Source organism: Salinisphaera sp. G21_0, from assembly GCF_017744115.1.
Taxonomy (GTDB): Bacteria; Pseudomonadota; Gammaproteobacteria; order Pseudomonadales; family Endozoicomonadaceae; genus Endozoicomonas.
In genome coordinates this window covers 1-25,676 of the sequence record NZ_JAGHQW010000069.1, presented here as the reverse complement: position 1 = coordinate 25,676, position 25,676 = coordinate 1, and the positions used below count along the sequence as shown (strand labels likewise).

The window sequence follows — 25,676 nt, the reverse complement described above, 5'->3', positions numbered from 1 at the left end:
CGATATAGACATACCACAGTCAGGCCATGGGATAATCCCCACCGCACAGCCCCGAGGCATAATGAACTTTACCTTTCTTCTTTCACACGCTCTTCTCAACATCTACAGTACCGTTCAGTAAACCCTGCTCAAGATTTTTGAAGTGGTTATAGTTTTCCGGACACACAGACTCGGGTAATATCAAAGCCCCTCAAGGTGTGTCCAGATGTCAGAAAAGAAAGTCAAAACCTATACGGCAGAGTTCAAGATATCCAAATCAATATAATTGCTCTCCCATCGTAATTAATGCACGATTGTAGGAGGCATTATGACAATAAATATAACTATGGACTCGATAACAACAAGGACGACCTACTGTTATTCATATCACCGTATTTCCACGAAAAATCAGCTCAAAGGTGGAGGTATCAAACGGCAGCTTGAGGAAAGTGCAGCTTTCTGTGAGCAGCAGGGCTGGATGATGGATACCGCTTTCAAACTGACGGATATTGGCAAGTCGGCATACCATGGCAAACACCTTGATGATCAGGCAGCACTTGGCGGCTTTCTTAACGCAGTTGATCAGGGACAGGTTAAACGGCCAGCGGTCTTGCTGGTAGAGAGTCTTGACCGGCTGAGCCGGGCAAATATTATGGATGCCCTGGAGTTGTTCATTCGCATCATGAATGCTGGCATTACCCTCTGCACTTACCATGACCGAATGATCTACAACAAGGAGAGTATTCAGTCTAATTTTGGTCCGTTGCTTATCTCTATTACCATTATGTGCCGAGCCCATGAAGAGAGTGAAATAAAGTCCAGGCGGATAAAAAAGAGCTGGACTCAGATGGATAATCGGGTTCGGGAAGGAGGCATAGGTCGGGAGAGAATTTATCCGGAATGGATTGATATCAGCAGTGGCAAGCCAGAGGTTATTGAAAGCAAGGCAGTCCTGGTTAGGGAAGTTTTTGATCTTTGCATCAGTCACAACATGAGTTATGCCGATATTTCAATTGCCATGAAAGAGCGGCATGGTGATGACTTGAAATGGTGCATTACCAAAACCAGAAGAACCATTAAGTCAGTCAAAGTACTGGGCATCTATGAAACCAGAGAAAAAGAGTATATTAAAGCGTTCCCGGCCATCATTGATGAAGACACTTTTTATCTTGCCCAGTCCATAGTGGCTAAACGACAGAAGACACAAGTAGGAAGGCCTTCAAAAAGAGCACTTAACTTTTTTAAGACCATGATGTTTTGCGCAGACTGTGGCAGGCCGGTTAGAAACTGCGGAAGCGGTAAAGCCAGCAGTTACCTATGCTACAGCACCCAATTGAAAATGAAATGTGGGCAAAAATCGAAACTGATGGTCAAAAAATTCCAACCGATACTTCTTTATGCCATCTCGCTCGTTGATAAGGACGATATGCTGGAATCGGCGTCAAACCAGAAAAAAGCCAAACTCACCAAGGCAATCAATGCCAAGCAAGCCGAGCTGGAAGATAAGCAGAAGCGGATAGATAACCTTGCTGAACTGGTCGAAACGGGCTCTAAAACCGGTATTCAGAGAGTGGCCAAACTGGAAAAAGAAGTAGAATCTATTGTTGATCAGATGACAGCGTTGCAAGACCATCTGGATATGCTCTCATCACCCTTGATGGCAGCAAGCCTGGAACATATCGACTCATTTCACCAGCGGTTCAAGTTAGATCAGGCCACCAAAGAAGATCAGGAGCCATTTATCGAGGCACTGCGTAACACGGTTGAGAAAATCGTTATTCATTCCCCAGAGCATAAAGAGTTACGAACCAAAGCCGTTATTCATCTGCTGTCAGGCATTGAAATCACGGTGATGGTTGCCCGGGATTACTCTGCCGATATTTTCAAAGGCAAAAAACAGATCGGTATGTTAGAAGCAAGAAAGTGATTACTGGTCACTTTCTTGCCGCTTCAGCCATTCTAAAATAAGCTGTTCAATCACATTAGAACCGGCCAGCTTATTTTTTTTGACCGCTTCCCGAAACTGAACAGACACAGACTCCTTGATAATAAAGGAGTGGATGATGGTTTCATCTTTTATGCATTGCTGAATCACATCCATGGCTCTGGCTCCCTAAAAATCAATGTCCGTATCAAATACATCAAAGTGGTCAGCGTTGAATGCTGGTGGTTTTGGCCTGCTAGCAGGGTTATCATTCCATTCGCTGGGAGTACCCGCTTTTACTGTGAAATCGTAACCCCTTACCCGTTGCCACCGTCCTTCCTGAATCACTTCTATTCGACAGGGTTCTTTCATATCCTGGATCTCATTGATTCGGTGCAGCGCGTCCTCGGTTAACTCAGGACAGGCTTCATGACCAAAGCGTTTCACCCACCAGATCACGGCTTTCTGACGTGCATAACCGCCATGCTCAAAGCAGACCCACTCACGGATGGTTTCCAGGCCACAGCGATAAGAGACCTGCAAAGAGGGTGGCTTACCTTTTTTCTCATGCAGGTTGTATAGGATTTCATCCACTTCCAGCCATTCCGGTTCGATCTGGTTAGCCAGCAGTGCAGCGCTGGAGGCTTCTGCTTCATGTTTCTCCCGTTCCGGAAATTCATAGTTGCAGGCGGGGCACAACCGCAGGCCTGCCAGAATCAGTTCAAAGCATTCCGGGCACTCCTTAACCGGCGGTTCTCCAGAGCCTTTGCCTGCTTTTATATGGTCAACGGTGATCCGGTCAATAGGGCCATGGCGTTCTACATTGCCGCCATAATCCAGAACCAGACAATCTGTCTTGCCGGTTTCTGGGCTGATGCGGAGACCCCGGCCTAATATCTGCACGTAAAGTCCGGGAGATTTGGTGGCTCGAAGCAAAGCGATCATATCGGTTAGGGGCGCATCGAAACCGGTGGTCAGTACGCCCTGGCTGGCAAGGGCTTTTACCTTTCCTGATTTATAGTCAGCCAGTATCCGGGCACGTTTTTCTTTTGGGGTTTCTCCTGTGATGCACTCGGCCTCGATACCTTCAATGATGAGCAATTCTTTCACTTGTTCCGCATGAGCCACACTGACACAAAAGATCAGCCATGCCTGCCGCTCCTGGCCATACTGGATAATTTCAGCCACGGCCTTTTCGGTGACATCGTTCTTGTTGACTGCTTCCTCCATATCGCTCGCCAGATAGTCACCCTTTCGGGTTCTGACATCAGCAAGATCAATCTTGTCTTTTCCAGCCTTTGAGCGCAGAGGTGATAGAAAGCCATCGTCAATTAATCGCTGAATATCTGTCTCATAGACAATCTCATCAAACAGCGGGTTCTTGCCTTCCGTGAGCAATCCCTGTTTCATCCGATATGGTGTGGCGGTGAACCCGACTATTTTCAGTGCCGGGTTGATCTCCTGCAGGCCAATAATCAGGCGGGAGTACATGGTCTCTGAGCGTTCACTATTGAGAAGATGGCACTCATCAATAATCAGCAGATCAAAGTGTCCCAATGCTTCTGCCCGTTTGTGAACGCTTTGTATACTGGCGAACAGTATCTGCGCATCGGTATTTCTGGAGCCCATTGAAGCTGAGTAAATTCCGGTGGGTGCTTCAGGCCATTGGGCGACAATCTTTTCATGGTTTTGTTCGATAATCTCTTTTACATGAGAAAGAATGAGGAAACGCTGGTCAGGCCAGTGCCGCAAAACACCATGGATAAAGTCAGCGATAATCACTGATTTGCCACCACCAGTGCTGACACAGACCAGCGGATTACCATCGGAGGCACTGAAATATTGATAGATGGCATCAATGGCCTCCTGCTGATACCAGCGGAGTTCAAAAGCCATGGTCGAACCCTTTCATCTGGTTGATGATCTTATTGGCCACTCTTTCAGTGGCTTTACGGTCAGCAGGCGTTGGTTTTCTGTCGTCGGCCTCCCTTGCCATTAGCATCTTGTCCGCAATGGTGTAAGCAAAATTCACCGCTGGCTTAATGGCAGTGCCACGGTTGCAGGCGAATTCTCCCAGTAATGCGGCAATGGCAAACAGATCCCTGAGTTGAATAGATTGGCTCTGAAAATGCTCTAACTGTTTTTCCAGGTCGTTAATGGTTTCATCACAGCCAGCCTGGGCGTATTGGTCAAAAGGAGCAGTGTCTTCGATCAGATAATGAGAGACCTGCGGATAGAAATTGCCTTGCTGATAGTCTGTTATGCACAGCTCACTATCAGGATTGAGTCCGATCAGATCAATCTGGTCCTCCGCTGGGGGATTTTGAACTGGTATGAAGCGGTAGCGTTTTGAATGATCCATTGCTGATTTTCCTTTTCATTGATTATTTTGAATCGTTCCGTCGAACTGGGTTTTCAGCCCTGCCAGCTTTTCATCTGTCAGCAGGCTCTTGTCTTCTACTGCCTGAATTTCCTGAGATGAGAGTTGCCCTTTATCCGTACCGGTAACAAACTCCTCGGCAGCAGACTTCAGGCGATAGCGTATCCAGAACTCACCACTATCGATGGGCTCAGCGAATTGCTCTAACAGGTACGGGTTATAAAGGTGGAGCTCACAGCCAGACTTCTGAACAGAATCCGGGATGGCCATATCGTGACGGGCGCAGTGCCACTCACCATTCTCAACTGGTGTGCTGTGCATGCAGGTACGGCAATTAACCGCCGGGGTTTCCTGACCGTGGCAGATAGCGTGGTAATCACAGAATTTACAGAGGTACCAGCTGGGGTCTTCACTGATTTTGCTTAGAGGCCGGTCACTGGCAATAATGCAATCCGCTTTCTCAACGACTGCTTTGCCAATAACTGGATCAAGCCGTACCCGCTCACCATAGAGTTCATCCGTATTTTTATTCACAGCGATATAAAAGGCTCTGGTCAGCTGTGGATCAGCCAGATACATATAGACCTGCATTTGAATAAAGTGTTCTGGCTTGGCTTCCTGAACGCCTTTTTTAACCAGGTTATTGAAGGACTTCTCATTGTGGGTTTTCATCTCGATCAGGTGCCAGGTCTTGGGCGCTTCAATAAAGCCCTGACCCACACCATCAAATGAACCACCAAAATGCCCGTTGCAGGCCGAGACTCTGAACTGTTTGCCGGTGGCTGGATCGGTTTCAAATACTTTGATGCCCACGTTACGCAGGTCAGAAACAAACCGTTCTTCTGCCAGATGACCTGTCTGAAAAAGTCGCAGCAGTTGGCCACCATGCTTTACATCAGAACACCAGCGAAAGGTATACCAGAGTGCCCGGTCACAGGGGCGACCAATAATAGAACCACCCAGATGAGCCCGGAACGCATCGCCCTGGTTATCCTCATAATGTTGGACAATCGCTTTGATGGTTGTGCGGTTGGATTCGGGGATTTTCACAATGCTTCACCTTCCCTAGATGAAGGGAGCCAAAGCCCCCTTGATGAATGGTTATTTTTGCCCCCACGGTGGCGCAGCGTACTGAGTGGCTGGATGAGGTGCTTGTTGGGCTGGTGTCTGCTGCTGAGGTGCAGGCGCACTCTGCATGGGTTGGCCACCCACATTGATCCATTTTTTTACTTCATTTTTAGGGCCATAGCCGGGATCATTCTTGACCACCACCCGAATTCGAACCACCTGATTCAATAGTTGATCAGTGTCGCTGATCATGGGCTGGCCAATAGCATGAGCGATTCGGCTTAACTCCTTCCGGCCGATTTCCTCTGCCCTGGGACTCCGGTTTTCAATATTGTGCTGTGACCAGAGTTTCCGGCTCTCATACTGCCCTTCCATAATGGTGTAGGTCAGCTTCACCATACGGCCACCGGACTTGGTATTGTCCAGGGAGGCCTCGGTGATCATGGCCAGGTATTCACCGGGAGGCAGCGGCTCAAACTCATCAGTTGGATCGTAGTCACCTGCGTTAAAACCTAACTGTGCCATGGGTCATCTCCTTATTTATTGGCTTGAGTTATTGGTCAGTGCGTCACTAAATGCCTGCCAGTTCAGCGGAAGCTCAGGCGGCAGGCCATAGCGATTTTTGGCAACGAAACTCGGGCGAGCTTCGGTATAGAGGTAGCGTTGGCCAGTACTGATGCCACGGGTTTTCACCTTGTTGAAACCGCCTTCTTCTTTCTCAATGACGGTTTTGTAATCCGCGAACATCACACAATCAACGGATTCCTGGATAAGGTCGCTGGCACGTTTATGGAGCTTGATCTGGTAGCGGTCATAGCTGTCTGTCATCGGGCTTTCAAACCGCTTGATTTCCGAATGGGCAATCAGAATAAAGGCCATGCCTTTTTCATTGCGAAGGGCATCAAGGCCTTCCAATAACTGTCGCCACAAATCCAGCGCCAGTAAAAAGCCCTTGCCATATCCGAAGTCTTCAACGGATTGGTAGCGTTCACCTTTCGGACCCACATAGGTGTCACACAGGTGCTGCCAGACCAGTGGTTCCAAATGGTCGAGGCTGTCGATGATGACCGTTTGATAGTTGTGATCAGACGTGTATAAAGCAGACAGCGCATCCAGCACATCCTGAAATGAGGTCATCATGGGGAAAGCATCCACCTCTAACTTTCCCAAACCATCCTCAGTCTGAATAAAGATAGGATTAGGCGCACCACAACCTAATGTGGTCTTGCCGACACCGGCCGGACCATGCACCACAATTCGTGGAGCCTTAATGCCGGAGGAGCGGCTGATGGATTCCAGAGAGATGGCCATTACTGCACCTCCAGTCGTTCATATTTCACGGCTACCTTCTTGGGTTTGGTGGTAATGGCTTCTGCCACCAGGTTGTAGTGGGTAGGGTCAAGGCCCCGCAGGCTTTTCAGCTGACGGGTGTCTACCTCCAACTTGGTTCTGACCACTTTTTCAGCAATATTGGCAGGAATCTGGTTTTTCAGTGCTTGCCACTTCTCTACATCTACTGTTCGGGTGAAGCCTGATACGGTGGTGACCTTGTAGTAGTCACCCTTGACGGAGTAGCTACCCTCATCTTTTACGCCCACGAATTCACATAACTGCTGCTCAATCGTCAGGCGATGGTCTTTTGCCTGCTGTTCGGCTTGCTTGGCCAGCTCTAACTCGTAGGCGAGTTTGTCCAGCCGTGGAGCATCATTGCTTTCGGTCATGGCAATTTCCTTTTGTTTAGCGGGAGAGGTGGAACTCAGTCACTGAGCAGATCATTGAGTTCCGGGATGGACGTCACCACCACTTCCTGATCATTGGTCAGATCAATCAGCAACTCCCCAAGACGAAAACGACGGGGGATGGCTGTCAGCTGATTGGCTGGCGCTTCCGGATCATTGAGATGACGGTTATAGTCCTGGATCACATCAAGCAGAGCCTCAACTGCAGACTGAGACTCACACTGGACGGCGGTGATTTGTTGGGAAAGGCGTTGGGCTTCACCATGCAGCGAAACCACTTGTTGTGCGAGTGTGCTGATTACATCCTGAACAGCTGAAAAATCCGTTTTGTTCATGACTGATTAGGCGATCTGTTATTTATTGTTAAATACAGACTGCCTATCAGAAAATAGGATGTCAATGTTTGTTTAAATTTTTATATTGGTTTGTTTTAGTATTGCCTGACCATAGTAAACGTACCGATCACGGTGCCGTGATACTTCAGGTTTTCTACCTGCAAGCGGGGTGAATTGGGGTTGAGGAACACTACAGTATCCTGACCATTAACCCGTTCATAGATGCCGAGCATGATCTCCTTATCTTCCAATACACAGATATTGCCTTCTTTCATAGGCAGCTTGGGGTCAACGTAAATCATACTTCCGGAGGGAAAGCTGGCACCCGAACGCCCCTGGCTATCCATGGCACTGCCGCGCACTTCCAGGGCATAACTCAATGGGCTGCAATGGACAGGACAGAACATTAATGTCGTATTGTCATCGCAGACATTCTCATCCGTCCAGTGGTTGATGGCTTCATAGGACAACACTGGCACACCGCGCCCCAAGGGCTTGTTACGGTCATGGCCTTTTGCCAGGTATTCTTTGGGAACGTCCAACGCAGCGGCAATCTTGTACTGAATTTTGGCGACGTTGTAATCAGTGTAGCTGCTGGACTCACCCAGCCAGAGAGAGATGGTGGCACGGGTAACACCCAGTGCTCTGGACAGGTCCGATTGCGACATTCCTCTTTCTGCCAGTAATTCTTTGGTGCGCTGCTTCCAATTCACGTTTATCTTCCTTATTGGTTTTGGCAAATATTAACAGGATGTTGTCTATAACCATTATGGGGAAAAAATAACGGGTTAAACATACTGTACAAATAGCCACTATTTTATTAAACAAACATTGACAATATAAATAAGCGGATTCAATAATTTGGTCTCCATAACTTCCAAAAGGAACCGGAAGATGGTGATCAAACGAGAACCTACCCAACCGAAAACCCCGGGTCAGCTGATTCGGGCTTACCGCCTCGAACGGGGCATCAGCATGGAGCAGATGGCGGAATTCCTCTACTGCTCAAAAAGCGAACTCTCCCAGATTGAGAATGGTCATAAGTCTATCTCCCGCATGAAGCAGTTGCTGTGGTCCTGCATGGTGCCGCACTGGACGCCTGAGATGCTGCAATCCGATGAGCCCCGCTCATAAGCGACGCTTATCGCTCATTCAATAAATAACAAAAAGGAACTACCTGTATGGAAGCGAACTTACCCAATACTTCAGTAGAAGCCTGGAAACTGAACGAAGCCGGTTTATCGATTGTCCCGCTTGGTTCTCCATTTGAAGTACCTCCTGTCTGGTTTGTTGATGGCCGTTGCTCAGGTGATATAGAAAAAGCAAAAACTGAATGGCCAAAAGCACCCCGGTTTCGCTGGAAGCAGTACCAGGACGAAGCTCCGGATGACAGCACTATCGATAACTGGACCAAGCTTTACCCGCATACCAACTGGGCCATTATTACCGGGTACAGGGTAGTGGTTGTGGATGCCGATAGTGCAGAAGCGGTGCAGTTTATTGAAGAAGGAGCTATTACCCGCACACCATTACGAGCCATCACCAGTAAAGGCAAGCACTACTATTTTCAGGTCAACCCGGACTATCCCGTTCACAACTCCGTTCGCAAAAACAAGATCGACTTGCGGGGGATTGGTGGTTATGTAGTAGCACCCGGCAGTACTCACGCAGATGGAACACTCTATCAGTGGGAAACCGATGGTTATATGGAGATCAGCGATCTGCATGATCTGCCCATGCTGACACCTGATGATATTGCCACCATCAATGGTTTTAATGGCCAGGCTGCTGAAGATAAGCCAATGGGTGACCTGGGTTTCTCCACCGATCAATACCCACTACCCCACGATGGGAGTAATTTAGCAGAAGGACAAGGTCGGAATAATGCGGCAGCAAGTATGGCTGGTCAGCTGCTCCGGCAGAACAATTCTCTCAGAGAAGTCAAAGCGATTCTGGATCAATGGAACCAGTCCAATAATCCACCACTGTCGGATACTGAGTTGAATACCACCATAGCCAGTATCACCAGAACCCACGCCAACAATCATCCGGGATCATCCATTCTTATCGAACCGCTGCCCGTTACTAAACCGGAGTTTGCTTTCAGCCATGTGAAGGAGCTGGTCAAGGGCGTGAAACCGATCAACTGGCTGATTAAGGGCTTTCTGGAAATGGACAGTCTGTCGCTGATGTTCGGTGAACCCGCCTGTGGCAAATCATTCACGGCCATTGATCTGGCCTGCTGTGTAGCCACTGGCAAGGATTGGCATGGCAAGCCAGTCAAGAGACAAGGTCCGGTGTTTTATATTGCTGGCGAGGGCTTCAACGGGCTATCCAGACGGTTAATGGCGTGGCAGGTATCCCACGGTTACAACCTGCGGAATGCACCGATCTACATCAGCCAATGTGCCGCCTCGCTCACTGACTTGGGCAATGCCCGTCTGGTCAGTGCCAGCATTGAGGAAATTGTGGAAGAAACCGGTGGCGTGATCCCCTCGATGATTGTCATTGATACCTTGGCACGTAACTTCGGTCCTGCGGATGAGAATGCCACCAAGGAGATGAATACCTTCATCAACCACATCGACCAGTTACTCCGGGCCAAGTACTCCTGCAACGTGCTGATTGTCCACCATACCGGAGTTGGCAGTAAGGATCGGGCCCGTGGCAACAGTGCTCTCAAAGGTGCGCTGGATGCTGAGTATGCAGTGGTGAAATCGGACGACGAGGTAACGATAACCGCAAAAAAAATGAAGGACGCAGATGAGCCGGAGCCGCTGAAGTTTTTATTCGACCCGATTCGCCTGCCTTTTGTGGATGAAGAAGGGGAACCGCAATACAGCTGTGTTTTAAAGCATTATGACCCGAATATGGCAGACGGGTTGAAATCCAAAAATGCCCCAGAAAACCGTATTGGAGAGCGGCAGGTCAAAATTATTGAAACCCTGAATCGCCTGATTGCAAACGCACAGGAGACTCTGCACAAGAGTGGTCGTGATCCATTGAATGCTCGAATAGAACTTCAAAACCTCAAGGATGATTGCTATGCACAGGGTTTTATCTGCTCCAAACATTGGCGGAGAACCATTGATACGATGATTTACCGGGGTTTTGTAGCGGTTGATGCGCCTTTTGTTTCGGTCACCGAGAAAGGCCAGGAGGCAATCAAAAATGACTAACCTGGCTGATCAAATATTAATCAAAAAAGTACCCCCTACTGGTGTTTTTTTGCTGACCTCGATTTTTAACCCCCTCCATCCCCCTGGAGCCCTCTATTTTCAGGGCCTCCGGGCAGGTTGATGCCTTTAGCCGACCCACACCCCCCACCCCGCTCTCTCCTTTAGGAGAGCGGAGGTAAAAGGGGGAGGGGCGAGGGAAGCATGGCGAAAGCATGAGGGCGGGAGGTTTAAGAGACAATTTCAAGGGTAAGAAGGAGAAGAAAAGTTATGGGCAAAATTATTATAGGAATTGATCCGGGGCTGACGGGAGGTATAGCAGTTCTGGACAGTCAGAATAAAGAACTCATCAGATTGGAAGATATGCCCATTATTCCCGAGGGAGGAAAGAAAAAAGTAAGCGGCCATGGCCTGATGAAAATATTTGGTGGCTATTCCCGGCATCAGGTGGAAATGGTCTATCTGGAAAAGGTAGGAGCAAGGCCAGGACAGGGAGTTGTCTCCATGTTTAACTTTGGCCGTTCGTATGGTGCTGTGGAAGCCGCTGTCAGTTTAATGGGTTTTCCTCTGACCTATGTAACTCCCCAGCGCTGGAAACGCTCTGCGGGGCTTATGGGCGCTCACAAGGATGCATCGAGAGGAAAAGTGTTGGACCTCTACCCGGAAGCGGATGTTCATCGAAAAAAAGACAATGGTCGTGCTGATGCTGTGCTCATTGCCAGATATGGAGACTCAGCATGAAATTCTACTCAGCAAGACAGGCTATTCACGATGCCTATGCCATTCATCTAACCAGCAAGGGTTTTGAAGTTAACCCCTTGGCATTTCAGGCTGGTAGTCAATCGAGTAAATTGGACAACAACCTGCTGATCTGCAATGCCGTGGAAGCTGGCAAGGTGATTGCGGCAGTGGAAAACCTTGATGAGCCATTTCGCTCCTGGGCAAAATGGGCGTATGGACCAAGAACTGAGCACTTGCTACCTGAGCAAAGACGGTTCTTTCAGTGGTTGGAGCAGGATGTTACAGAGAAGCTCGCGGATAGTGAGCGGGATTACCGGGAGGCGACACAACAGAGGATCCGGGATGTGGTGGCTTACACCGTTCTGGATTATCGCAGTTATGTGACTAATGGCCAGCACCTCTATCCAACAAGCCTGATCATCAAAAAATGCCGGATTCAGAAACAGAACTGGAGACGAGATTTTCAGCACTGGCAGGTGGATTATTGGGAGCTTTGTGATGTGTCTCTGGATCGACGGGCTTTATTTCCGATGAGCTGCTTACTTCAGAAACCAGAAGGAGATCACTAAAACGCATTACTCTGTCTAATCTATAACTATGCGGTGGCAATATGGACTCTTAGTACGGCCTTGGTCAGGACGAGCATCATGAGTCCGCAGTTAAAGCCTATGAGGTAAGTCATGGAAGAAACTCAAATCGTCTACGTTCTCGCTAATTCGGCAATGCCCGAACTCCTGAAAATCGGAAAAACAACTCAGTCAGACGTAAAGGTCAGAATGAACCAGTTGTATACAACAGGTGTTCCTGTTCCTTTTGAATGTGTCTTTGCCGTTGAAGTAGAAGATAGCTCACAAGTGGAGTCTGCGCTTCATACTGCCTTTGCATCCAATAGAGTTAACCAAAATCGAGAGTTTTTTAAAATTGAAGCTGAGCAGGCCATCGCTGTTTTAAAGCTTTTGGGGGAGAAAGAAGTGACTCCCCAATTGAATCAAGAACTCAATAAAAATATTCCGCAAGTAGAAAAAGATGCGGCAAAAAATTTAAAAAGACGACCCAATATTAATTTCTATGAGATGGGAATTCCTAAAGGATCCATTCTGAATTTCATTCATGGTGATCAGTTTGCAGAAGTCGTCAACGAAACAAAAGTCTCTTTCAATAATCAAATACTCAGTTTAACTGCCGCAACCAGGCAGGCATTGAATAGAAAAGGGCCACCCGGCAAGAATTGGCTATTTGAAGGGAAGCTTTTGCGAACTATTCATAGGGAAACCTATGATTAGATTTTAATGGGCAATGCCGTGCACCTCCAAAACTTGCCAATGATTACTGAATAAGGCATAGTTTTCCAAGATGCAAAACCTCACCCCGCTCTTCATAAATAGCGGCGTGGGGTTTTTTATTGCCCCAATTTTCTCCCTGTGCAGGACGCACTTATGACTGACCTCTCCGACCGTCTGGATCGCATTGATGTGAAGCTGGACAAACTGAGCGAGGCAGTATCCCATCTTGCTCGCATTGAAGAACGTATCTCCCACCAGAACGACAACATGAACCAGCTGGATTCAAAGCTCAGTGAAATGGAAGCCAGGATCAGAGCATTGGAGCTTCAGGGCAGTTCTCGCGGTGTTCTGTTGGCCGGTATTGAACGGTTTGGCTGGTTGGTCGTGTCTGCACTGATTGGCCTGGTTGCTTACTTTTTCAGGAAATGAAGTGATGATTCCAAGGACGGAAACCAATTACATCGTGATCCATTGTTCAGCTACCCGGGCGGATCAGGAAGTCACCGCTGACGATATCCGACGCTGGCATGTGGAAGACAATGGTTGGTCAGATATCGGGTATCACTGGATTATTGAGCGAAGTGGCAAGATTCAGCATGGCAGAGATGCTCAGGTTCAGGGTGCTCATGTTCGAGGTCATAACCATGAGTCCATTGGTATCTGCATGGTGGGTGGTATCAACCAGACTGGTGAACCGGAAGATAACTTTACCTCTGCACAATGGCTGATGCTGGAAATGCTGGTTGAATCTATACAGCTGCGTTATCAAGAGGCTCAAGTGGTCGGCCATTACTATTTCACGCCTTACAAAACCTGCCCAAACTTTGTCGTTGAACACTGGCTGGAGTCCATCCAATGAGCTGGACTGCTGCCATTCCGGTGCTGGGCAAGGTGATTGAGCGAATCATTCCAGATCCTGACAAAGCAGCTCAGGCGAAAAACCAATTGGTGGATATGGCGGTCAAAGGAGAGCTGGATGAACTGGCTCAGCGTGCTGGGGTTATCAAGGCAGAGGCTCAAGGTGATGGTTGCCTACAACGATCCTGGCGTCCCATTGTGATGCTGGTATTTACTGCCCTGATTGTTGCCAGGTGGTTGGGCTGGTCAGCGCCGGATTTATCAGAAGCAGTCGAACTCAAACTGTTCTCCATTGTTCAGATTGGCCTTGGTGGCTACATTGCCAGCCGGGGGATTGAGAAGGTGGCAGACAAGATAAGGCGCTAAGGATGGCAGCAAAGAAATACAAAATGGTAGATCGTAAGGTCAGCGACCTGATCCCTTATGTGAACAATTCCAGGGTTCATGATGAAGAGCAAATTATCCAGATTTGTTCATCTATCAAGGAGTTTGGCTTTACCAATCCGGTACTGATTGACGAAGAAAATGGAATTATTGCTGGCCATGGCCGTTTGATGGCAGCGAAGAAACTGAATCTCAAAACCGTTCCCTGTATCGTGCTTGCCGGTTTGTCTGAGGCCCAGAAGAAGGCTTACGTCATAGCGGATAATTCCATAGCTCTGAACTCAAGCTGGAATATGGACGTACTATCCCGGGAAGTGGAAGCCCTGCAAGCGGAAGACTTTGATCTGAATCTACTCGGGTTTAAGGATGACTTTATGGTCAGCCTGTTCGATGATCCTGCCCCTGAACCCGAACAGAAACCCAATGGTGAAGAGTACACCGAAATCTTCAATATCCTGGTGGAGTGTGACAACGAAGCCCATCAGCAGGAAGTCTACGACGAACTGACACAGAAGGGACTGAAATGCCGAGTTCAAAGTTTGTAGTGGAGTCCGCTATCAAGCCTTCCTTTCGCACTGAGAAGGTCAAGGGGATGTTTGATATTGATATGCAGTCGGTGAAGAAGGAGTTCGACGTAGATATTCCCATTGAGGACAAGCCCTGGAATATCGGCCTGGTTGTCGGTGCCAGTGGTTCCGGTAAAACGACCATTGCCCGGGAAGTGTTCAAGGACTTTGAACTGTTCTCTGGTTACCAGTGGTCAGACCGCTCCGTAGTGGACGATTTCAGTGAAGTCCTGAGTGCCAAGCAGATTACTGAATCTTTGAGCAAGGTGGGGTTTTCCTCTCCCCCGGACTGGCTGAAGCCGTTTGCTGTACTCTCCAATGGCCAGAAGATGCGAGCCGAGTTAGCCAGGCTGATCCTGGAATCCGATAAACCGGTCATCTACGACGAATTTACCTCTGTCGTGGATCGTCAGGTGGCCAAGATCGGCAGTGCGGCTATCCAGAAGTTTATCCGCAAGGAGGATAAGCAGTTCATTGCAGTCAGCTGTCACTACGATATTGTGGACTGGCTGCAACCGGATTGGGTCTACGACTGCAACAAGCACACCTTCAAACGGAGGCGTCTTCGACGACCCGAAATCCGTATCGATGTCCGCAAAGCCGACCAGTCAGAGTGGCCGCTATTTAGGCCATTTCACTATCTGAGCAGTGTTCACAACCGATCAGCCCATAAATATATTGCCGAGATCAATGGAGAGCCGATAGGTTGGTGCAGCGTCTTGCACTTTCCTCATCCAAGCAACAAGAAGCTGAAACGACTGCACAGAACGGTGGTATTGCCCGACTATCAAGGGCTGGGGATTGGTTTTCAGTTGCGCTGCTATATCTGCGAGTTGTACCGGAAACAGGGCTACAAGGTGAATACCGTCACCACGTCGCCTGCCTTGATCCATGCCATGAATAAATCAGACCGTTGGATTATGACCCGTAAACCGGGTCGGGTCGGCATGCCTGCCCAGTCAATCCTCAGTAAGCATTCATTTGATCGGTTGACCTGTTCATTCCAATACGTGGGGAAGTGACAGCCTAAAAAAATGCCCAGGAGGGCAAAGGTGGGGATCAGTCAGTCTTATACGTCATCAAAATAATAAAATTGATGATCATCAGTCAGCACATAAATGCTGATTTCAACGTCAAGCCGCATGGATTGAACGAGGCCCTGTAGCTCTTTCATTGTATGTTTGAACCGGTCAAGGTATTTCAATTGATACAGGTCATAGGCAAAGTCAATTGAATTAATCAAGTCATGATCAGCAAACATATAAACACCAGCGGGTTTGTTTTGCGTGATCAAGGTATTTTTAAGCGCCTGTTCACAAACGATGATCATCTCATTTTCATCTCTTAATGTTGTGTAATTGTCGTTAGGCATAGGATGTTCCTTTTTTGAATGTGTATGTTCATTATGCGAGATGGTTACAGGGTCTCAACTCATTCGTTATTCAACCATCATAACAACATTCAATGAGGGCGGTTCTACGTTGATTTGTCGGGTTGTTTGATATTTTCGATAGGTTATATGATCAATATTCAAACGTCGCATGGTAACGATTTACCGGTGCCTGGTGATGTTCCGATAGTGCATGAATAATCACCAAACTCAAAAAAAGCAGGCATCATCGCCTGCTTCGTGAGGATTGAGTCCGGAGTTAAATGCGGAATGTCTCCTCGTCTTTTTTGCCTCCGTTTTTAAAGCATTCGGACAGGTCATCAACAGCGGATTTCAAGGCACTGATAATGGCGGTGGATTGAGCGTCGGTGTACTCATATTTGTCATCGTTGGCCAATGATGAGATGGATTTCAATACCCGCAGGGCTTTGGGTACACGAATGTTTGCCAGTTCAGCAAATTTTTCAGCATCGGACTTTTTGCTTTTCTTGTCAGTGTTTTTATTAGCCATGGTTTTATCTCCTTTTGCATTGTTTTTAGCTGTGGTTTTTGCAGTGTTTTTATTAGTAGTCATGATGTATCTCCTTTGCGTTATTTATTGATGTCACACTTTAACTATGGGTGAACTGCCGTATATCTCAACTGTTTTTCTGGTTTAATACTCCTTTATAGTTGATTGATTTAATGATGATTTTTCCAGTAGGTAATGGCTTTCAAACTGTCAATTCAAAAACAACGTGGGTCCCTGCAATGTTTAGTTTTTTGCGGGTGCGAGGGCGCGCAGATTTGCGTTAGTGACAAGTCTGAAAACGAGGTATACCCTTGGTATACTTTTTGGCATTAACCGGCTGATAATTAATAAGAAAATCCGGTTTCAAAAATGGCGCAGCAGGTATACTTTTTTGTCATGTACAGCGCCATCCGTGGCGAGTGAACCGTTACTGCCTCTCCAGCTATTGCTGAATCACTAACTCTCTGGGAAGGCGCTGGTGAAGCCAGTCATCAATCAGCTGCTCTACCAGGTTTCTGAACTGGCTTTCTTCGGGAAAATCCCACGGCTCAAATTCCGGGTTCTGCTCACACAAGGCAATCCAGAGTTGAGCAGCCAGCGTTTCAGAGATTTCATAATCAAACACGCCGGGAAAGCCTTCCTCGTCATTTTTTGAGTGTTCGATCTCGCTGATGATCTGGCTATAACGGCAAAGGTTATGAATCAGCTCCAGTTCTCCATCACCAAATAATTCTGCTGGTGTGCGGGCCTGGTTGCTTAATCGATCAATAACGCCATTGCAGAAATAGTAATGGGTAATCAATTGGGCTTCATTTTTCATGGTTGTTTTTCTCCATTGTTAATAATCAATGGCCAGCATAATGGTCAGCACCCGGATGGTTTTGGTTAAATCCGAGGCATCTTCCGAACCGTGTTCCATATCCGGGGCGTAATAATCAAACTTGGCAATGATCCATTCATCTTCAAACTTGAATCGGAAACAGTCGTGTTCGCCATAGGGATCATTCTGCTCATTGAAGTGGTTAAATTCGGCAACGGCTTTCAACAAACCGACTTTGTTCCCAATAGTGTTTTGCAGGTTGGCGGTCATCACTATTTCAAACCGGCAATTGATCAGGGCAAGACTGTTCTTCACTTCCAGATTCACCAGTGACTGTCGCACCGCATCATTTAACGTGGCAATTTCATTCATAAGTACATCCTTTATTGATTCATTTTTTGTTGTCGCAGTAGCTCTATAGGGGATGGCCACGATAAGTCGAGAAAATTAAAGACGAATGTCCATATTGAACGAGATGGCTGTAGGTATGACTTCCCATGGCGCTGATTTCACAAGCGGAATTTGCCAGGCAGCAAGGCTTTACCAAAGGCTATGTCACCAAGCTGATTAAAAAGGGCATTGTGAAACTGAAAAATGGCAAGGTGGATTCGGTGCAGGCTGAGCAGGCCATGAAAGCCAATGCTGATCCGGTGACGCTTATCCGTTCCGATCAATCCACCGATCTTGCACCGTCACAACCGGGAGCCGTTGACTTTGTCACTGCCCGCACCATGCGGGAGGCATTCAAGGCCAAGATGGCCAAACTGGAGTATGAGGAAAAAAGCGGTACCCTGACCGATGCCGCTAAGGTAAAGCAGGATGCTTTCAAGGCGGGTAGGATTATCCGGGATGAACTGCTGGCCATTCCAGATCGAATGGCGGATGTGCTTGCGGCGGAGGAAGATCCAGGAAAAGTGGGAGAGCTACTTCAGGAAGAGTTGGAAGCGATACTCAATGAACTCACCCGGCAACAGGGTAAAAGCAGCAGATAAAACAACGCCCCGGTCAACGGGGCGACAATCTCAGCACTTCCAGATTGTTATTATTATTTCCCTGGTGGCCATCCTTGGCCGGTACTTCCATCCTGGAACTGATACTGAGCAATTTTCCTTTACACCTGTTATCTACCATTTAGCGTGCCAATTTTAGTGATCTCTCTATTCCCAAGGGCTAAGGCAAATACCGGGTGTTTACAGAGTCTTTAGATTTGGGTAGCCGTTACGGCTATTTGTCACGTATATAAACAAACAAGTGTATGAATAGTCCTTATTTTTCAGGCTTTTTTGCAGGTTTAAAGCCAGACACCCGGCTAACAGTATCTGAATGGGCTGACCAGAAACGGATTCTTCCGGCAAAAGCCACCAAGGAAGCAGGACGCTGGCGCACAGCCAGGACTCCATATCTGAAAGAAATCATGGATTGTCTGTCGCCATCGTCGCCTGTTCAGCAGGTGGTGTTTATGAAGGGTGCCCAGGTGGGCGGTACGGAATGTGGCAATAACTGGCTTGGTTATGTGATTGACCATACGCCGGGTCCTATGATGTATGTGCTTCCCACGCTGGATATGGCCAAGCGAACCTCCAAGCAACGCATTGCGCCAATGATCGATGAAATGCCGGATCTGCGAGAGAAGGTAAAAGATCCCAGGAGCCGGGACAGTGGCAATACCCTGCTGACCAAGGAGTTTCCCAATGGTGTGCTGATCTTTACCGGAGCCAACTCAGCAGCAGGCCTTCGCTCAATGCCTGCCCGTTTTCTGTTTATGGATGAAGTGGATGCCTACGACGATGATGTGGATGGTGAGGGTAGTCCCATCAATCTGGCCATCAAGCGAACGGCCACCTTCAGCCGTAACCGAAAAATCCTGATGGTCAGCACGCCCAATATCGCAGAGACCAGCAAGATTGAAGCGGCTTATGAGAGCAGTGATAAACGACGCTATCTGGTTCCCTGCAATAGCTGTGGACACTACCAACCGATCGTTTGGGCTCAGATCATTTTTGATAACCATGACCCGGCAACCACCAGGTTTGAGTGTGAGCGGTGTGGTCATAAGCATTACGAAAAAGACAAACCGAAACTGCTCACTAATGGCCATTGGCAGGCTGAAACTGAAAAAAGCAGCAAGGTAGCCGGTTTTCATCTGAGTTCGCTTTACAGCCCTAACGGCTGGTACAGCTGGCAAAATGCAGTAGAGGATTTTCTCGCTGCCAAGAGTAACCCGGTACAGTTCAAGGACTGGACCAATACCGTTCTTGGCGAGACATGGACGGAACAAGGTGAAACTGTTGAGCATAGTTTGCTCTACCAGCGACGGGAACATTACCCGGCAGAAGTGCCGTGGTGGGTAGAGATACTGACCGTTGGCTGTGATGTCCAGGATGACCGCTTTGAGTTTGAATTAACCGGCTGGGGAGCTGGAGAGGAAAGCTGGTCTATTGATTATGTCCGTTTATACGGTGACTTATCCCGACAAGGTATCTGGGATGTCTTGGCGGATATGCTCCATAAAACCTACACACGGCAGGATGGCACCAAAATGAATGTGGCTCAGGTCTGCATAGATTCTGGTGGTCACTACACCGATGAAGTGTATGCCTTCTGTCGTAAGCAGGGAGCCGATTGGGCGATTCCGGTTAAGGGTTCCTCTCAGGCTGGCAAACCTATCGCCACGTTCCCCAAAACCAAAAACAAGAAAGGGATCTACCTGACACTGATTGGCACCGATACCGCCAAGGAGTTGGTCTATCAGCGTTACCGGGTCTTGGAACCCGGGCAAGGCTACTGCCACTGGCCGATCAAGGACTGCTTTGATGAGGACTATTTCAAGCAGGCCACCGCAGAAGAAAAAATCAAGAAGTACCGGCTTGGTGTGCCGTACTTTACCTGGGATGCCAAGAACCGCCGGAATGAAGCGCTGGATTGTCGGGTCTACTCTCTGGCCGCGATTCGTATCCTTCAGCAGCATCGGGGCATTAATCTGGATTTATTGGCAAAAGGCCGACCAGCACCAGAAGATACGCCTGATCTTGAAGTCGAAGAAACCAGCAACAAGCCAAAAACACTCCGTCGTTCATCCCGCAGTTCCTACCTTCAGAGATAACCTCCATGATCACCGAGACAGAATATCAGGCTCTGAAACGGGCAGTGCTGCTGCGTGAAACCCGCACTGTGGAATTTGAAGGCCGCCGGGTGGAGTACAGTAGCTTTGCTGAAATGGAAAGGCGATTGCAGGCCATCGAACGGGAACTGGTCAAGCAGCAAAAACGTCCGAAGCAGTATGGTATTTATTCATCCAAGGGAGTTTGAGCATGGGCTTGCTCACCAACCTGTTTCGTCGTTTCAAAAACTCAGCCTATACCGCTGCCGGTATGGGACGACGAACCAAAAGCTGGTATGCACCAGGGCTTTCTCCAAATACCGCACTGACTGCTGATTTGTCCAAACTGATAAACCGTTCCCGGGCAGCTATCCGCAATGATCCCTGGGCCAGCAGTGGTCTGGAAAAGCTGGTCAGCAATGTCATTGGCCGTGGCATTACGCCCAAATCACTGGTGGACGACGATGGTTTAAGGGAGCAGCTGCAAAACCTGTTTCTGCAATGGTCCGATGAATCGGATGCCGATGGTCTGCTGAGTTTCACCGGACAGCAATCGCTGATTACCCGCGCCATGTTTGAAGGTGGTGAGTGTTTTGTCAGACTGCGTCCCCGCAGACTGGAAGATGGTTTATCCGTTCCCCTGCAACTGCAGGTGCTGGAATCCGAGTTTGTCCCCATCAGTTATAACGAGACATTGGATAATGGCCATGTGATTAAGGCCGGGATTGAGTTCAATAAGCTGGGCAAACGGGTCGCCTATTACTTTCACCGGGAGCATCCAGCCGAGTTTGCTTTTGACAGCACCAGACTGGTTCGGGTGAAGGCCGACAATGTTCTGCATATATTTGAAGCCCTGCGTCCGGGACAGCTAAGAGGCCAGCCATTACTGACTCAGGTATTAGTCAGACTCTATCATCTGGACAAGTTTGATGATGCCACGCTATTACGGCAGGAGATTGCCAACCTGTTTACCGGCTTTATTAAAAAGCCATCGCCAGAACAGGACCCTATTGATCCTTTGACCGGTAAACCGCTGGTGTTTGGCGACAATGGTCTGCCCATGGTGGCGATGGAACCAGGAACCATGCAGGAGCTGGCACCGGGTGAAGAAGTAGAGTTCAATAATCCTCCTGGTACCGCCGCCGACTACCCCAATTTTATGAAACAGCAGCTGATGGCCATTGCTGCCGGGGTTGGCCTGCCTTATGAATTGCTGTCGGGTGATATGGCCGGTGTCAGTGACCGGGCACTGCGCCTGATCATCAATGAGTTTCGCCGCCGCATTCAGCAGATTCAGCACAACCAGATTATCTTTCAGTTCTGCCGACCAGTCTGGAACCGCTGGCTGGATATGGCGGTGCTCAATGGCTCGGTAGCCATTTCTGACTATGCCAGGAAGCAAAGAGCCTATCGCCGGGTAAAGTGGATCGCCCACGGCTGGCCGTATATGCATCCGGTTCAGGATATGCAGGCACAGAAGATGGCGGTGCGTTCTGGCTTTAAGTCCCGCTCCGAAGTGGTCAGCGAATTGGGTTATGACAGTGAGCAGATGGATGGCGAAATCGCTGCGGATAATCGCCGGGCAGACAGCCACTCACTGAAATACGACAGCGATGGCCGTGATCCGGAAAACCATAAATCTTCCAATCAACCAGCAAAGGATGACAGGGATGAGTCATAACCGACAGTGGTACACCTTTAAAAACGAAGCCAATCAGACTCCGGAGCTATTCATCTTCGATGATATTGATGACTGGTACGGCGTTTCGGCACAGAGCGTAGTGGATCACATCCGTAATCTGGATGCCTCAGAGATCAATGTCCGGCTCAATAGCCGGGGCGGTATGGTGTTTGAAGGCATTGCCATTTATAACGCCCTGCGTCTGCATAAAGCCAATATCCATGTCACCATCGAAGGGCTGGCGGCCAGCATTGCCAGTGTCATTGCCATGGCCGGTGATACGGTCACCATCGCTGAGAATGCCATGATGATGATCCATAACCCCTATGGCTGGGCACAGGGCGATGCCGAAGCCATGCGTAAAACCGCCGATATTATGGATAAGATCGCGGACAGTATTGCTGTGTCTTACACTGCCAGAACCGGTAAGAGCCTAGAAGAAATGAAGGCGCTGATGGAATCGGAGTCCTGGTTCACCGCAAAAGAAGCGCTGGACATGGGCCTGGTGGATCAGATTGATGAACCGGTGAAGGCCGCTGCCCGCTTTGATCTCTCCATGTTCCGTAATACACCGGATGGCTATGGACGTATCGAGCAAGCTAAAAAAACGACAGAGCCAACTCCGCCACAGAATCAGACGATGGAACCGCAACCTCAAATTGATTCTGTGGCTATTGCTGATCTTTGTCGTCAGGCTGGTTATGCGGAAAAAACCGCTGCAATTCTTAAAGCGGCACTGTCGGAAGATGAGGTCAAGGCTCGACTCGCCAGCTATGACCAGATTAAGAACCTCTGCCAGACAGCAGGCTTCCCGGATAAGGCAGCGGATTTTATAAAAGACGACTGCTCGGTATCCGAGGTGCAGAATAGTCTCCTGGCATTACTGACCTCTGAAGATGAACCCATCAACAATGCCCTGACGCCCAAGCAGCAAGGCCTGAAACCCACCACTTCTGCCATAGATACGCAGGCAATTTACAGTCGGCGTAATCGCGCTTAACCCCTGTCTAATATCCTCCAACCAAAAGGACTTTACCCATGAGCGTAAAAACGGAATCGGTCTATACCGGTGAATTTCTGGTGTCTGAAGGCAATAACACCATCAGCCGTGAGCTGGTGCCATTGGCTGCGAACCTGACAATGGAGCCTGGTACGGTGGTCGGCAAAGAATCGGCTACCGGAGCATTCAAGCCCCTTGATCCAGGTGCTTCAGATGGCACTGAAACCGCTGCTGGCATTCTCTACGCTGGCAAGGTGACCGATGCCTCTGGTGGTGACGGTGTGATCATCACCCGTCTGGCAGAAGTGGTGGACAGTCTGCTGATCTGGCCTGCCGGGATTACCGATGAGCAAAAGACAGCAGCTGTAGATCAACTGGCAGGACTGGATATTATTCTGCGCAGTGAATAACCCTTCCTGATTTTTACCTCTGTAACTCACTCTTAACAAACTTCCGTTATCAAGGAGCGATAACATGCTGGATATTTTTAATGACGATGCGTTCAGCCTTACCAGCCTGACCGCCACCATCAATGAGATGGACTACAAGCCGGGTCGTCTTGGGCAACTGGGGCTCTTTCAGGAGAACGGTATCAATACAACAACCGTCGTGGTAGAGAGCATTAACGGAGAACTCCGCTTGTTGCCCTCTACCGAGCGTGGTGCACCCGCTACTCAGGCCATTGGCGATAAACGTCAGTTGCGCAGCTTTGTGGTGCCCCATATTCCCCACGATAGCACGATTCTTGCAGCAGAAGTGCAGAATGTCCGTCAGTTTGGCAGTGAGGATGCCATGCAAGGAGTGCAGGCCGTAGTGAACCAGCGGTTGCAAAAGATGAATGCCAACCATGAGGTCACCCTGGAATTTCTGCGCATGGGGGCGCTCAAGGGTGAAATTCTGGATGGCGATGGCAGCACCATACTCTACAACCTGTTTGATGAGTTTGGCGTTACTCAGCAAACCCATGATTTCAAGTTCAGCAGCACGACCACTGACGTTCGAGCCCAGGGCGTCAAAGCCCGTCGTCTGGTGGATGATGCTTTGGGAGCACTGCCCTACAGTGGCCTTCATGCGTTTTGTGGCTCCGACTTCTTTGATGGGCTGGTTGGCCACAAGTCAGTAAAAGAAGCCTACCAGCGTTGGCAGGACGGTGAAGCCCTGCGTACCGATCCTAAGGGCCGGTTCCGTTTTGCGGATATTGATTGGGAAGAGTACCGGGGCTCTGTAGGTGGCAATGACTTTGTTGCCGCCAATGAAGCTTATCTCTACCCGACTGGGGCGGATATCTTCAAGACCTGGTTTGCGCCGGCAGATTTTGTCGAAACCGTCAACACCATTGGCCTGCCTCGCTATGCCAAGCAGAAGGTGATGGATTTTGAGAAGGGTGTGATTGTTCATACCCAGTCGAATCCACTGCCGATCAACCTACGACCACGGGCAGTGATTAAACTGACCATGAGCTAACCCATAAGCAAGGAGACTGCTCCAATGGATGAAGCCTTCAAAGTGATGGATCACACCATTCTTTCAACCTTTGGGCAGTCAGTTTTACTGACGCTTTCGGATCAGTCATCGCTGGAAACCCGCGGCATTATCAATAAAGAACTGGTAGAGCTTGGCAAGTATGAGGCTGTCCAGGGAGAGGTAACCGTTCTCTCTGTGGATAGTGCTATCCGCCTGAAGCGTGGCGATACCGTGTTGGCCAATGGTCAGGTTTATGAAGTGGACCGAAAACTGAAAGACGATGGCTATTTAGCCAAATGGAATATCTATGCTCATTGAACAGGAAGTCAGCGGCGATATTGAAGAACTCACCGCCTTGTTCAAACAGTCCCCGGAAAAAACAGAGCAAGCCATTCAGCGAGCCCTGTCCAAACTGAGCCGTTGGGCTGAACGACAAGTGCTGCGTGATATCTCCCGACGGATGAAAGTCTCCCAAAAGGTACTGAAAGAACTGAACCGGATTCGGGTAAGGCTCAATAAAAGTTACGGCAGAAAAGAACGTTACCTGACCATCTGGATTGGTATTAATGAAGTAGGTGCCCATCGCCTGGGTAACCCAAGACAAACCCGGCGAGGTGTCCGGGTAGGCAGTCACAGTTTTTGGGAAAACAGTTTTCTGATGCAGCCGGTTAATGCTTCCCGGGAACTGATCTTTGAGCGCAAGGATAACTGGCAACACCGTTACCAACAATCCAAACGCTCAGGCCGGTGGATGTGGATGGGCTTGCCGCTGGAAAAGAAAACCGTCCGGATCGATAGGGAAGCCGAAACCTCACTGGCAAAAATCAGCCCACTGCTGGTGAACCGGTTTACTGATCTGCTCCACCAGGAACTAAACTATGTTTTCAAGATCGCCTCCAGCATCGAACCCTGAACGACAGATTATTGAAAAGCTGATTACCCATCTGAAGCAGGTTTCTGAACATACTTTGCTGGGTTATTCAGCCACCGGTCAAGAACAGGATTTAGACCTCCCGGCTATTCTGGTGCAGCTGGAATCCATTAATGAAGAACAACGCCAGGGCCAACGGGCAAAGTACCGGATGGCGTTCAATATCAGTGCCGTGGCCAAAACCAATAAAGACACTACTTTTACCCTGCTGGACTTAACCCGCTCCATTCGAGAGTTATTTACTACCGGCCAACGCTTCACTCCGGAAGCCCGACATATCAGCTTCAGTGAAACCCAGTTTGATATTGCCCCAAGCAATGCACACTTATCGTTTGCTGACCTGCAA

General features: G+C 48.8%; 34 protein-coding genes. 21 read left to right on the top strand and 13 right to left on the bottom strand.

The features are described from left to right. Nucleotides 1-307 precede the first annotated feature (307 nt). Entirely contained in the window at nt 308-1,906 is a 1,599-nt protein-coding gene (locus tag J7439_RS22380) for a recombinase family protein (protein WP_209204270.1), read from the top strand. On the opposite strand, the gene J7439_RS22375 is transcribed toward J7439_RS22380, so the two are convergent. The 9 genes from J7439_RS22375 to J7439_RS22335 all read right to left on the bottom strand — a co-directional run bounded on the left by J7439_RS22375 (nt 1,907) and on the right by J7439_RS22335 (nt 8,138). Next, entirely contained in the window at nt 1,907-2,080 is a 174-nt protein-coding gene (locus tag J7439_RS22375; RefSeq protein ID WP_209204269.1) for a hypothetical protein, read from the bottom strand. A gap of 12 nt (nt 2,081-2,092) precedes the next feature. Further along, nucleotides 2,093-3,799: a DEAD/DEAH box helicase gene (locus J7439_RS22370; protein ID WP_209204268.1), complete on the bottom strand. Its 1,707-nt coding sequence runs from the start codon at nt 3,797-3,799 to the stop codon at nt 2,093-2,095. After that, nucleotides 3,789-4,265 (bottom strand): hypothetical protein, encoded by a 477-nt coding sequence (locus tag J7439_RS22365; protein ID WP_209204267.1) that lies wholly within the window; start codon nt 4,263-4,265, stop codon nt 3,789-3,791. Before J7439_RS22365 ends, J7439_RS22370 begins: the two co-directional genes overlap by 11 nt. Before the next feature lie 15 nt (nt 4,266-4,280). Next, nucleotides 4,281-5,333: a PD-(D/E)XK nuclease family protein gene (locus tag J7439_RS22360; RefSeq protein ID WP_209204266.1), complete on the bottom strand. Its 1,053-nt coding sequence runs from the start codon at nt 5,331-5,333 to the stop codon at nt 4,281-4,283. 51 nt (nt 5,334-5,384) lie between these two features. After that, nucleotides 5,385-5,876 (bottom strand): DUF669 domain-containing protein, encoded by a 492-nt coding sequence (locus tag J7439_RS22355; protein ID WP_209204265.1) that lies wholly within the window; start codon nt 5,874-5,876, stop codon nt 5,385-5,387. A gap of 15 nt (nt 5,877-5,891) precedes the next feature. After that, the gene (locus J7439_RS22350) at nt 5,892-6,662 is read right to left on the bottom strand and encodes an ATP-binding protein (protein WP_209204264.1); all 771 of its coding nucleotides are present in this window, start codon (nt 6,660-6,662) and stop codon (nt 5,892-5,894) included. Further along, nucleotides 6,662-7,072 (bottom strand): DUF7173 family protein, encoded by a 411-nt coding sequence (locus tag J7439_RS22345; protein ID WP_209204263.1) that lies wholly within the window; start codon nt 7,070-7,072, stop codon nt 6,662-6,664. Before J7439_RS22345 ends, J7439_RS22350 begins: the two co-directional genes overlap by 1 nt. A gap of 35 nt (nt 7,073-7,107) precedes the next feature. Beyond that, nucleotides 7,108-7,425 (bottom strand): hypothetical protein, encoded by a 318-nt coding sequence (locus J7439_RS22340; RefSeq protein ID WP_209204262.1) that lies wholly within the window; start codon nt 7,423-7,425, stop codon nt 7,108-7,110. A 95-nt stretch (nt 7,426-7,520) separates the two neighbouring features. Beyond that, nucleotides 7,521-8,138, bottom strand: coding sequence for a helix-turn-helix domain-containing protein (locus tag J7439_RS22335; protein WP_209204261.1), 618 nt, complete (start codon nt 8,136-8,138; stop codon nt 7,521-7,523). A gap of 181 nt (nt 8,139-8,319) precedes the next feature. Here J7439_RS22335 and J7439_RS22330 point away from each other — a divergent pair, with 181 nt between their 5' ends. The 10 genes from J7439_RS22330 to J7439_RS22285 all read left to right on the top strand — a co-directional run bounded on the left by J7439_RS22330 (nt 8,320) and on the right by J7439_RS22285 (nt 15,455). Beyond that, the gene (locus J7439_RS22330; RefSeq protein WP_209204260.1) at nt 8,320-8,559 is read left to right on the top strand and encodes a helix-turn-helix domain-containing protein; all 240 of its coding nucleotides are present in this window, start codon (nt 8,320-8,322) and stop codon (nt 8,557-8,559) included. A 47-nt stretch (nt 8,560-8,606) separates the two neighbouring features. Then, entirely contained in the window at nt 8,607-10,604 is a 1,998-nt protein-coding gene (locus J7439_RS22325) for an AAA family ATPase (protein WP_209204259.1), read from the top strand. A gap of 267 nt (nt 10,605-10,871) precedes the next feature. After that, nucleotides 10,872-11,342, top strand: coding sequence for a RuvC family protein (locus tag J7439_RS22320; RefSeq protein WP_209204258.1), 471 nt, complete (start codon nt 10,872-10,874; stop codon nt 11,340-11,342). Next, a complete protein-coding gene (locus tag J7439_RS22315) occupies nt 11,339-11,911 on the top strand; it encodes a bacteriophage antitermination protein Q (RefSeq protein ID WP_209204257.1) in 573 nt (190 codons plus the stop codon). Before J7439_RS22320 ends, J7439_RS22315 begins: the two co-directional genes overlap by 4 nt. Before the next feature lie 111 nt (nt 11,912-12,022). Beyond that, nucleotides 12,023-12,625 (top strand): GIY-YIG nuclease family protein, encoded by a 603-nt coding sequence (locus tag J7439_RS22310; protein WP_209204256.1) that lies wholly within the window; start codon nt 12,023-12,025, stop codon nt 12,623-12,625. Nucleotides 12,626-12,778: 153 nt separating this feature from the next. Next, nucleotides 12,779-13,054 (top strand): hypothetical protein, encoded by a 276-nt coding sequence (locus J7439_RS22305; RefSeq protein ID WP_209204255.1) that lies wholly within the window; start codon nt 12,779-12,781, stop codon nt 13,052-13,054. 4 nt (nt 13,055-13,058) lie between these two features. Beyond that, nucleotides 13,059-13,484: an N-acetylmuramoyl-L-alanine amidase gene (locus tag J7439_RS22300; RefSeq protein ID WP_209204254.1), complete on the top strand. Its 426-nt coding sequence runs from the start codon at nt 13,059-13,061 to the stop codon at nt 13,482-13,484. Further along, on the top strand, nt 13,481-13,849 hold the full coding sequence (locus J7439_RS22295) for a 3TM-type holin (protein WP_209204253.1): 369 nt from the start codon (nt 13,481-13,483) through the stop codon (nt 13,847-13,849). The genes J7439_RS22300 and J7439_RS22295 overlap by 4 nt, the downstream gene beginning before the upstream one ends. 2 nt (nt 13,850-13,851) lie before the next feature. Continuing rightward, a complete protein-coding gene (locus tag J7439_RS22290) occupies nt 13,852-14,412 on the top strand; it encodes a ParB/Srx family N-terminal domain-containing protein (protein ID WP_209204252.1) in 561 nt (186 codons plus the stop codon). Then, on the top strand, nt 14,391-15,455 hold the full coding sequence (locus J7439_RS22285; protein WP_209204251.1) for a GNAT family N-acetyltransferase: 1,065 nt from the start codon (nt 14,391-14,393) through the stop codon (nt 15,453-15,455). Before J7439_RS22290 ends, J7439_RS22285 begins: the two co-directional genes overlap by 22 nt. Before the next feature lie 47 nt (nt 15,456-15,502). Here J7439_RS22285 and J7439_RS22280 read toward each other — a convergent pair whose 3' ends face one another. From J7439_RS22280 to J7439_RS22265, 4 genes are all read right to left on the bottom strand, one after another. Further along, nucleotides 15,503-15,805 (bottom strand): hypothetical protein, encoded by a 303-nt coding sequence (locus J7439_RS22280; RefSeq protein WP_209204250.1) that lies wholly within the window; start codon nt 15,803-15,805, stop codon nt 15,503-15,505. A 277-nt stretch (nt 15,806-16,082) separates the two neighbouring features. Then, nucleotides 16,083-16,397 carry a hypothetical protein gene (locus tag J7439_RS22275; RefSeq protein WP_209204249.1) on the bottom strand — a complete coding sequence of 105 codons (315 nt, stop codon included), beginning with the start codon at nt 16,395-16,397 and terminating at the stop codon, nt 16,083-16,085. A 379-nt stretch (nt 16,398-16,776) separates the two neighbouring features. Continuing rightward, nucleotides 16,777-17,154, bottom strand: a complete 378-nt coding sequence (locus J7439_RS22270; protein ID WP_209204248.1) for a hypothetical protein — start codon at nt 17,152-17,154, stop codon at nt 16,777-16,779. An 18-nt stretch (nt 17,155-17,172) separates the two neighbouring features. Further along, nucleotides 17,173-17,526: a DUF3768 domain-containing protein gene (locus J7439_RS22265; RefSeq protein ID WP_209204247.1), complete on the bottom strand. Its 354-nt coding sequence runs from the start codon at nt 17,524-17,526 to the stop codon at nt 17,173-17,175. A gap of 125 nt (nt 17,527-17,651) precedes the next feature. Between J7439_RS22265 and J7439_RS22260 the strand changes: the two genes are divergently transcribed. The 10 genes from J7439_RS22260 to J7439_RS22215 form a co-directional block, all read left to right on the top strand. Next, nucleotides 17,652-18,146, top strand: coding sequence for a hypothetical protein (locus J7439_RS22260; RefSeq protein ID WP_163372680.1), 495 nt, complete (start codon nt 17,652-17,654; stop codon nt 18,144-18,146). A 263-nt stretch (nt 18,147-18,409) separates the two neighbouring features. Continuing rightward, a complete protein-coding gene (locus J7439_RS22255) occupies nt 18,410-20,257 on the top strand; it encodes a phage terminase large subunit family protein (protein WP_209204246.1) in 1,848 nt (615 codons plus the stop codon). 5 nt (nt 20,258-20,262) lie between these two features. After that, on the top strand, nt 20,263-20,463 hold the full coding sequence (locus J7439_RS22250) for a phage head-tail joining protein (RefSeq protein WP_101746114.1): 201 nt from the start codon (nt 20,263-20,265) through the stop codon (nt 20,461-20,463). A gap of 2 nt (nt 20,464-20,465) precedes the next feature. Continuing rightward, nucleotides 20,466-21,935, top strand: a complete 1,470-nt coding sequence (locus J7439_RS22245) for a phage portal protein (protein ID WP_209204245.1) — start codon at nt 20,466-20,468, stop codon at nt 21,933-21,935. Next, nucleotides 21,925-22,935: a head maturation protease, ClpP-related gene (locus tag J7439_RS22240; RefSeq protein WP_209204244.1), complete on the top strand. Its 1,011-nt coding sequence runs from the start codon at nt 21,925-21,927 to the stop codon at nt 22,933-22,935. Before J7439_RS22245 ends, J7439_RS22240 begins: the two co-directional genes overlap by 11 nt. Nucleotides 22,936-22,973: 38 nt before the next feature. Continuing rightward, entirely contained in the window at nt 22,974-23,345 is a 372-nt protein-coding gene (locus J7439_RS22235; protein ID WP_209204243.1) for a head decoration protein, read from the top strand. Between the two features lie 64 nt (nt 23,346-23,409). After that, entirely contained in the window at nt 23,410-24,399 is a 990-nt protein-coding gene (locus J7439_RS22230; protein WP_209204242.1) for a major capsid protein, read from the top strand. Nucleotides 24,400-24,423: 24 nt separating this feature from the next. Beyond that, complete coding sequence (locus J7439_RS22225; protein ID WP_209204241.1) at nt 24,424-24,717, top strand: head-tail joining protein; 294 nt, start codon at nt 24,424-24,426, stop codon at nt 24,715-24,717. Next, entirely contained in the window at nt 24,707-25,312 is a 606-nt protein-coding gene (locus J7439_RS22220) for a hypothetical protein (RefSeq protein ID WP_209204240.1), read from the top strand. The genes J7439_RS22225 and J7439_RS22220 overlap by 11 nt, the downstream gene beginning before the upstream one ends. Then, nucleotides 25,278-25,676 (top strand): phage tail terminator family protein (locus tag J7439_RS22215; RefSeq protein ID WP_209204239.1); only part of this gene is annotated, 399 nt, incomplete at its 3' end. The genes J7439_RS22220 and J7439_RS22215, both read left to right, overlap by 35 nt.

What these genes read in the sequence shown, in the direction of transcription:
- J7439_RS22380 (WP_209204270.1), top strand. Translation starts at nt 308, where the DNA reads ATGACAATAAATATAACTATGGACTCGATAACAACAAGGACGACCTAC.
- J7439_RS22375 (WP_209204269.1), bottom strand. Translation starts at nt 2,080, where the DNA reads ATGGATGTGATTCAGCAATGCATAAAAGATGAAACCATCATCCACTCC.
- J7439_RS22370 (WP_209204268.1), bottom strand. Translation starts at nt 3,799, where the DNA reads ATGGCTTTTGAACTCCGCTGGTATCAGCAGGAGGCCATTGATGCCATC.
- J7439_RS22365 (WP_209204267.1), bottom strand. Translation starts at nt 4,265, where the DNA reads ATGGATCATTCAAAACGCTACCGCTTCATACCAGTTCAAAATCCCCCA.
- J7439_RS22355 (WP_209204265.1), bottom strand. Translation starts at nt 5,876, where the DNA reads ATGGCACAGTTAGGTTTTAACGCAGGTGACTACGATCCAACTGATGAG.
- J7439_RS22350 (WP_209204264.1), bottom strand. Translation starts at nt 6,662, where the DNA reads ATGGCCATCTCTCTGGAATCCATCAGCCGCTCCTCCGGCATTAAGGCT.
- J7439_RS22345 (WP_209204263.1), bottom strand. Translation starts at nt 7,072, where the DNA reads ATGACCGAAAGCAATGATGCTCCACGGCTGGACAAACTCGCCTACGAG.
- J7439_RS22340 (WP_209204262.1), bottom strand. Translation starts at nt 7,425, where the DNA reads ATGAACAAAACGGATTTTTCAGCTGTTCAGGATGTAATCAGCACACTC.
- J7439_RS22330 (WP_209204260.1), top strand. Translation starts at nt 8,320, where the DNA reads ATGGTGATCAAACGAGAACCTACCCAACCGAAAACCCCGGGTCAGCTG.
- J7439_RS22325 (WP_209204259.1), top strand. Translation starts at nt 8,607, where the DNA reads ATGGAAGCGAACTTACCCAATACTTCAGTAGAAGCCTGGAAACTGAAC.
- J7439_RS22320 (WP_209204258.1), top strand. Translation starts at nt 10,872, where the DNA reads ATGGGCAAAATTATTATAGGAATTGATCCGGGGCTGACGGGAGGTATA.
- J7439_RS22315 (WP_209204257.1), top strand. Translation starts at nt 11,339, where the DNA reads ATGAAATTCTACTCAGCAAGACAGGCTATTCACGATGCCTATGCCATT.
- J7439_RS22310 (WP_209204256.1), top strand. Translation starts at nt 12,023, where the DNA reads ATGGAAGAAACTCAAATCGTCTACGTTCTCGCTAATTCGGCAATGCCC.
- J7439_RS22305 (WP_209204255.1), top strand. Translation starts at nt 12,779, where the DNA reads ATGACTGACCTCTCCGACCGTCTGGATCGCATTGATGTGAAGCTGGAC.
- J7439_RS22300 (WP_209204254.1), top strand. Translation starts at nt 13,059, where the DNA reads ATGATTCCAAGGACGGAAACCAATTACATCGTGATCCATTGTTCAGCT.
- J7439_RS22295 (WP_209204253.1), top strand. Translation starts at nt 13,481, where the DNA reads ATGAGCTGGACTGCTGCCATTCCGGTGCTGGGCAAGGTGATTGAGCGA.
- J7439_RS22290 (WP_209204252.1), top strand. Translation starts at nt 13,852, where the DNA reads ATGGCAGCAAAGAAATACAAAATGGTAGATCGTAAGGTCAGCGACCTG.
- J7439_RS22285 (WP_209204251.1), top strand. Translation starts at nt 14,391, where the DNA reads ATGCCGAGTTCAAAGTTTGTAGTGGAGTCCGCTATCAAGCCTTCCTTT.
- J7439_RS22280 (WP_209204250.1), bottom strand. Translation starts at nt 15,805, where the DNA reads ATGCCTAACGACAATTACACAACATTAAGAGATGAAAATGAGATGATC.
- J7439_RS22275 (WP_209204249.1), bottom strand. Translation starts at nt 16,397, where the DNA reads ATGACTACTAATAAAAACACTGCAAAAACCACAGCTAAAAACAATGCA.
- J7439_RS22270 (WP_209204248.1), bottom strand. Translation starts at nt 17,154, where the DNA reads ATGAAAAATGAAGCCCAATTGATTACCCATTACTATTTCTGCAATGGC.
- J7439_RS22265 (WP_209204247.1), bottom strand. Translation starts at nt 17,526, where the DNA reads ATGAATGAAATTGCCACGTTAAATGATGCGGTGCGACAGTCACTGGTG.
- J7439_RS22260 (WP_163372680.1), top strand. Translation starts at nt 17,652, where the DNA reads ATGGCGCTGATTTCACAAGCGGAATTTGCCAGGCAGCAAGGCTTTACC.
- J7439_RS22255 (WP_209204246.1), top strand. Translation starts at nt 18,410, where the DNA reads ATGAATAGTCCTTATTTTTCAGGCTTTTTTGCAGGTTTAAAGCCAGAC.
- J7439_RS22250 (WP_101746114.1), top strand. Translation starts at nt 20,263, where the DNA reads ATGATCACCGAGACAGAATATCAGGCTCTGAAACGGGCAGTGCTGCTG.
- J7439_RS22245 (WP_209204245.1), top strand. Translation starts at nt 20,466, where the DNA reads ATGGGCTTGCTCACCAACCTGTTTCGTCGTTTCAAAAACTCAGCCTAT.
- J7439_RS22240 (WP_209204244.1), top strand. Translation starts at nt 21,925, where the DNA reads ATGAGTCATAACCGACAGTGGTACACCTTTAAAAACGAAGCCAATCAG.
- J7439_RS22235 (WP_209204243.1), top strand. Translation starts at nt 22,974, where the DNA reads ATGAGCGTAAAAACGGAATCGGTCTATACCGGTGAATTTCTGGTGTCT.
- J7439_RS22230 (WP_209204242.1), top strand. Translation starts at nt 23,410, where the DNA reads ATGCTGGATATTTTTAATGACGATGCGTTCAGCCTTACCAGCCTGACC.
- J7439_RS22225 (WP_209204241.1), top strand. Translation starts at nt 24,424, where the DNA reads ATGGATGAAGCCTTCAAAGTGATGGATCACACCATTCTTTCAACCTTT.
- J7439_RS22220 (WP_209204240.1), top strand. Translation starts at nt 24,707, where the DNA reads ATGCTCATTGAACAGGAAGTCAGCGGCGATATTGAAGAACTCACCGCC.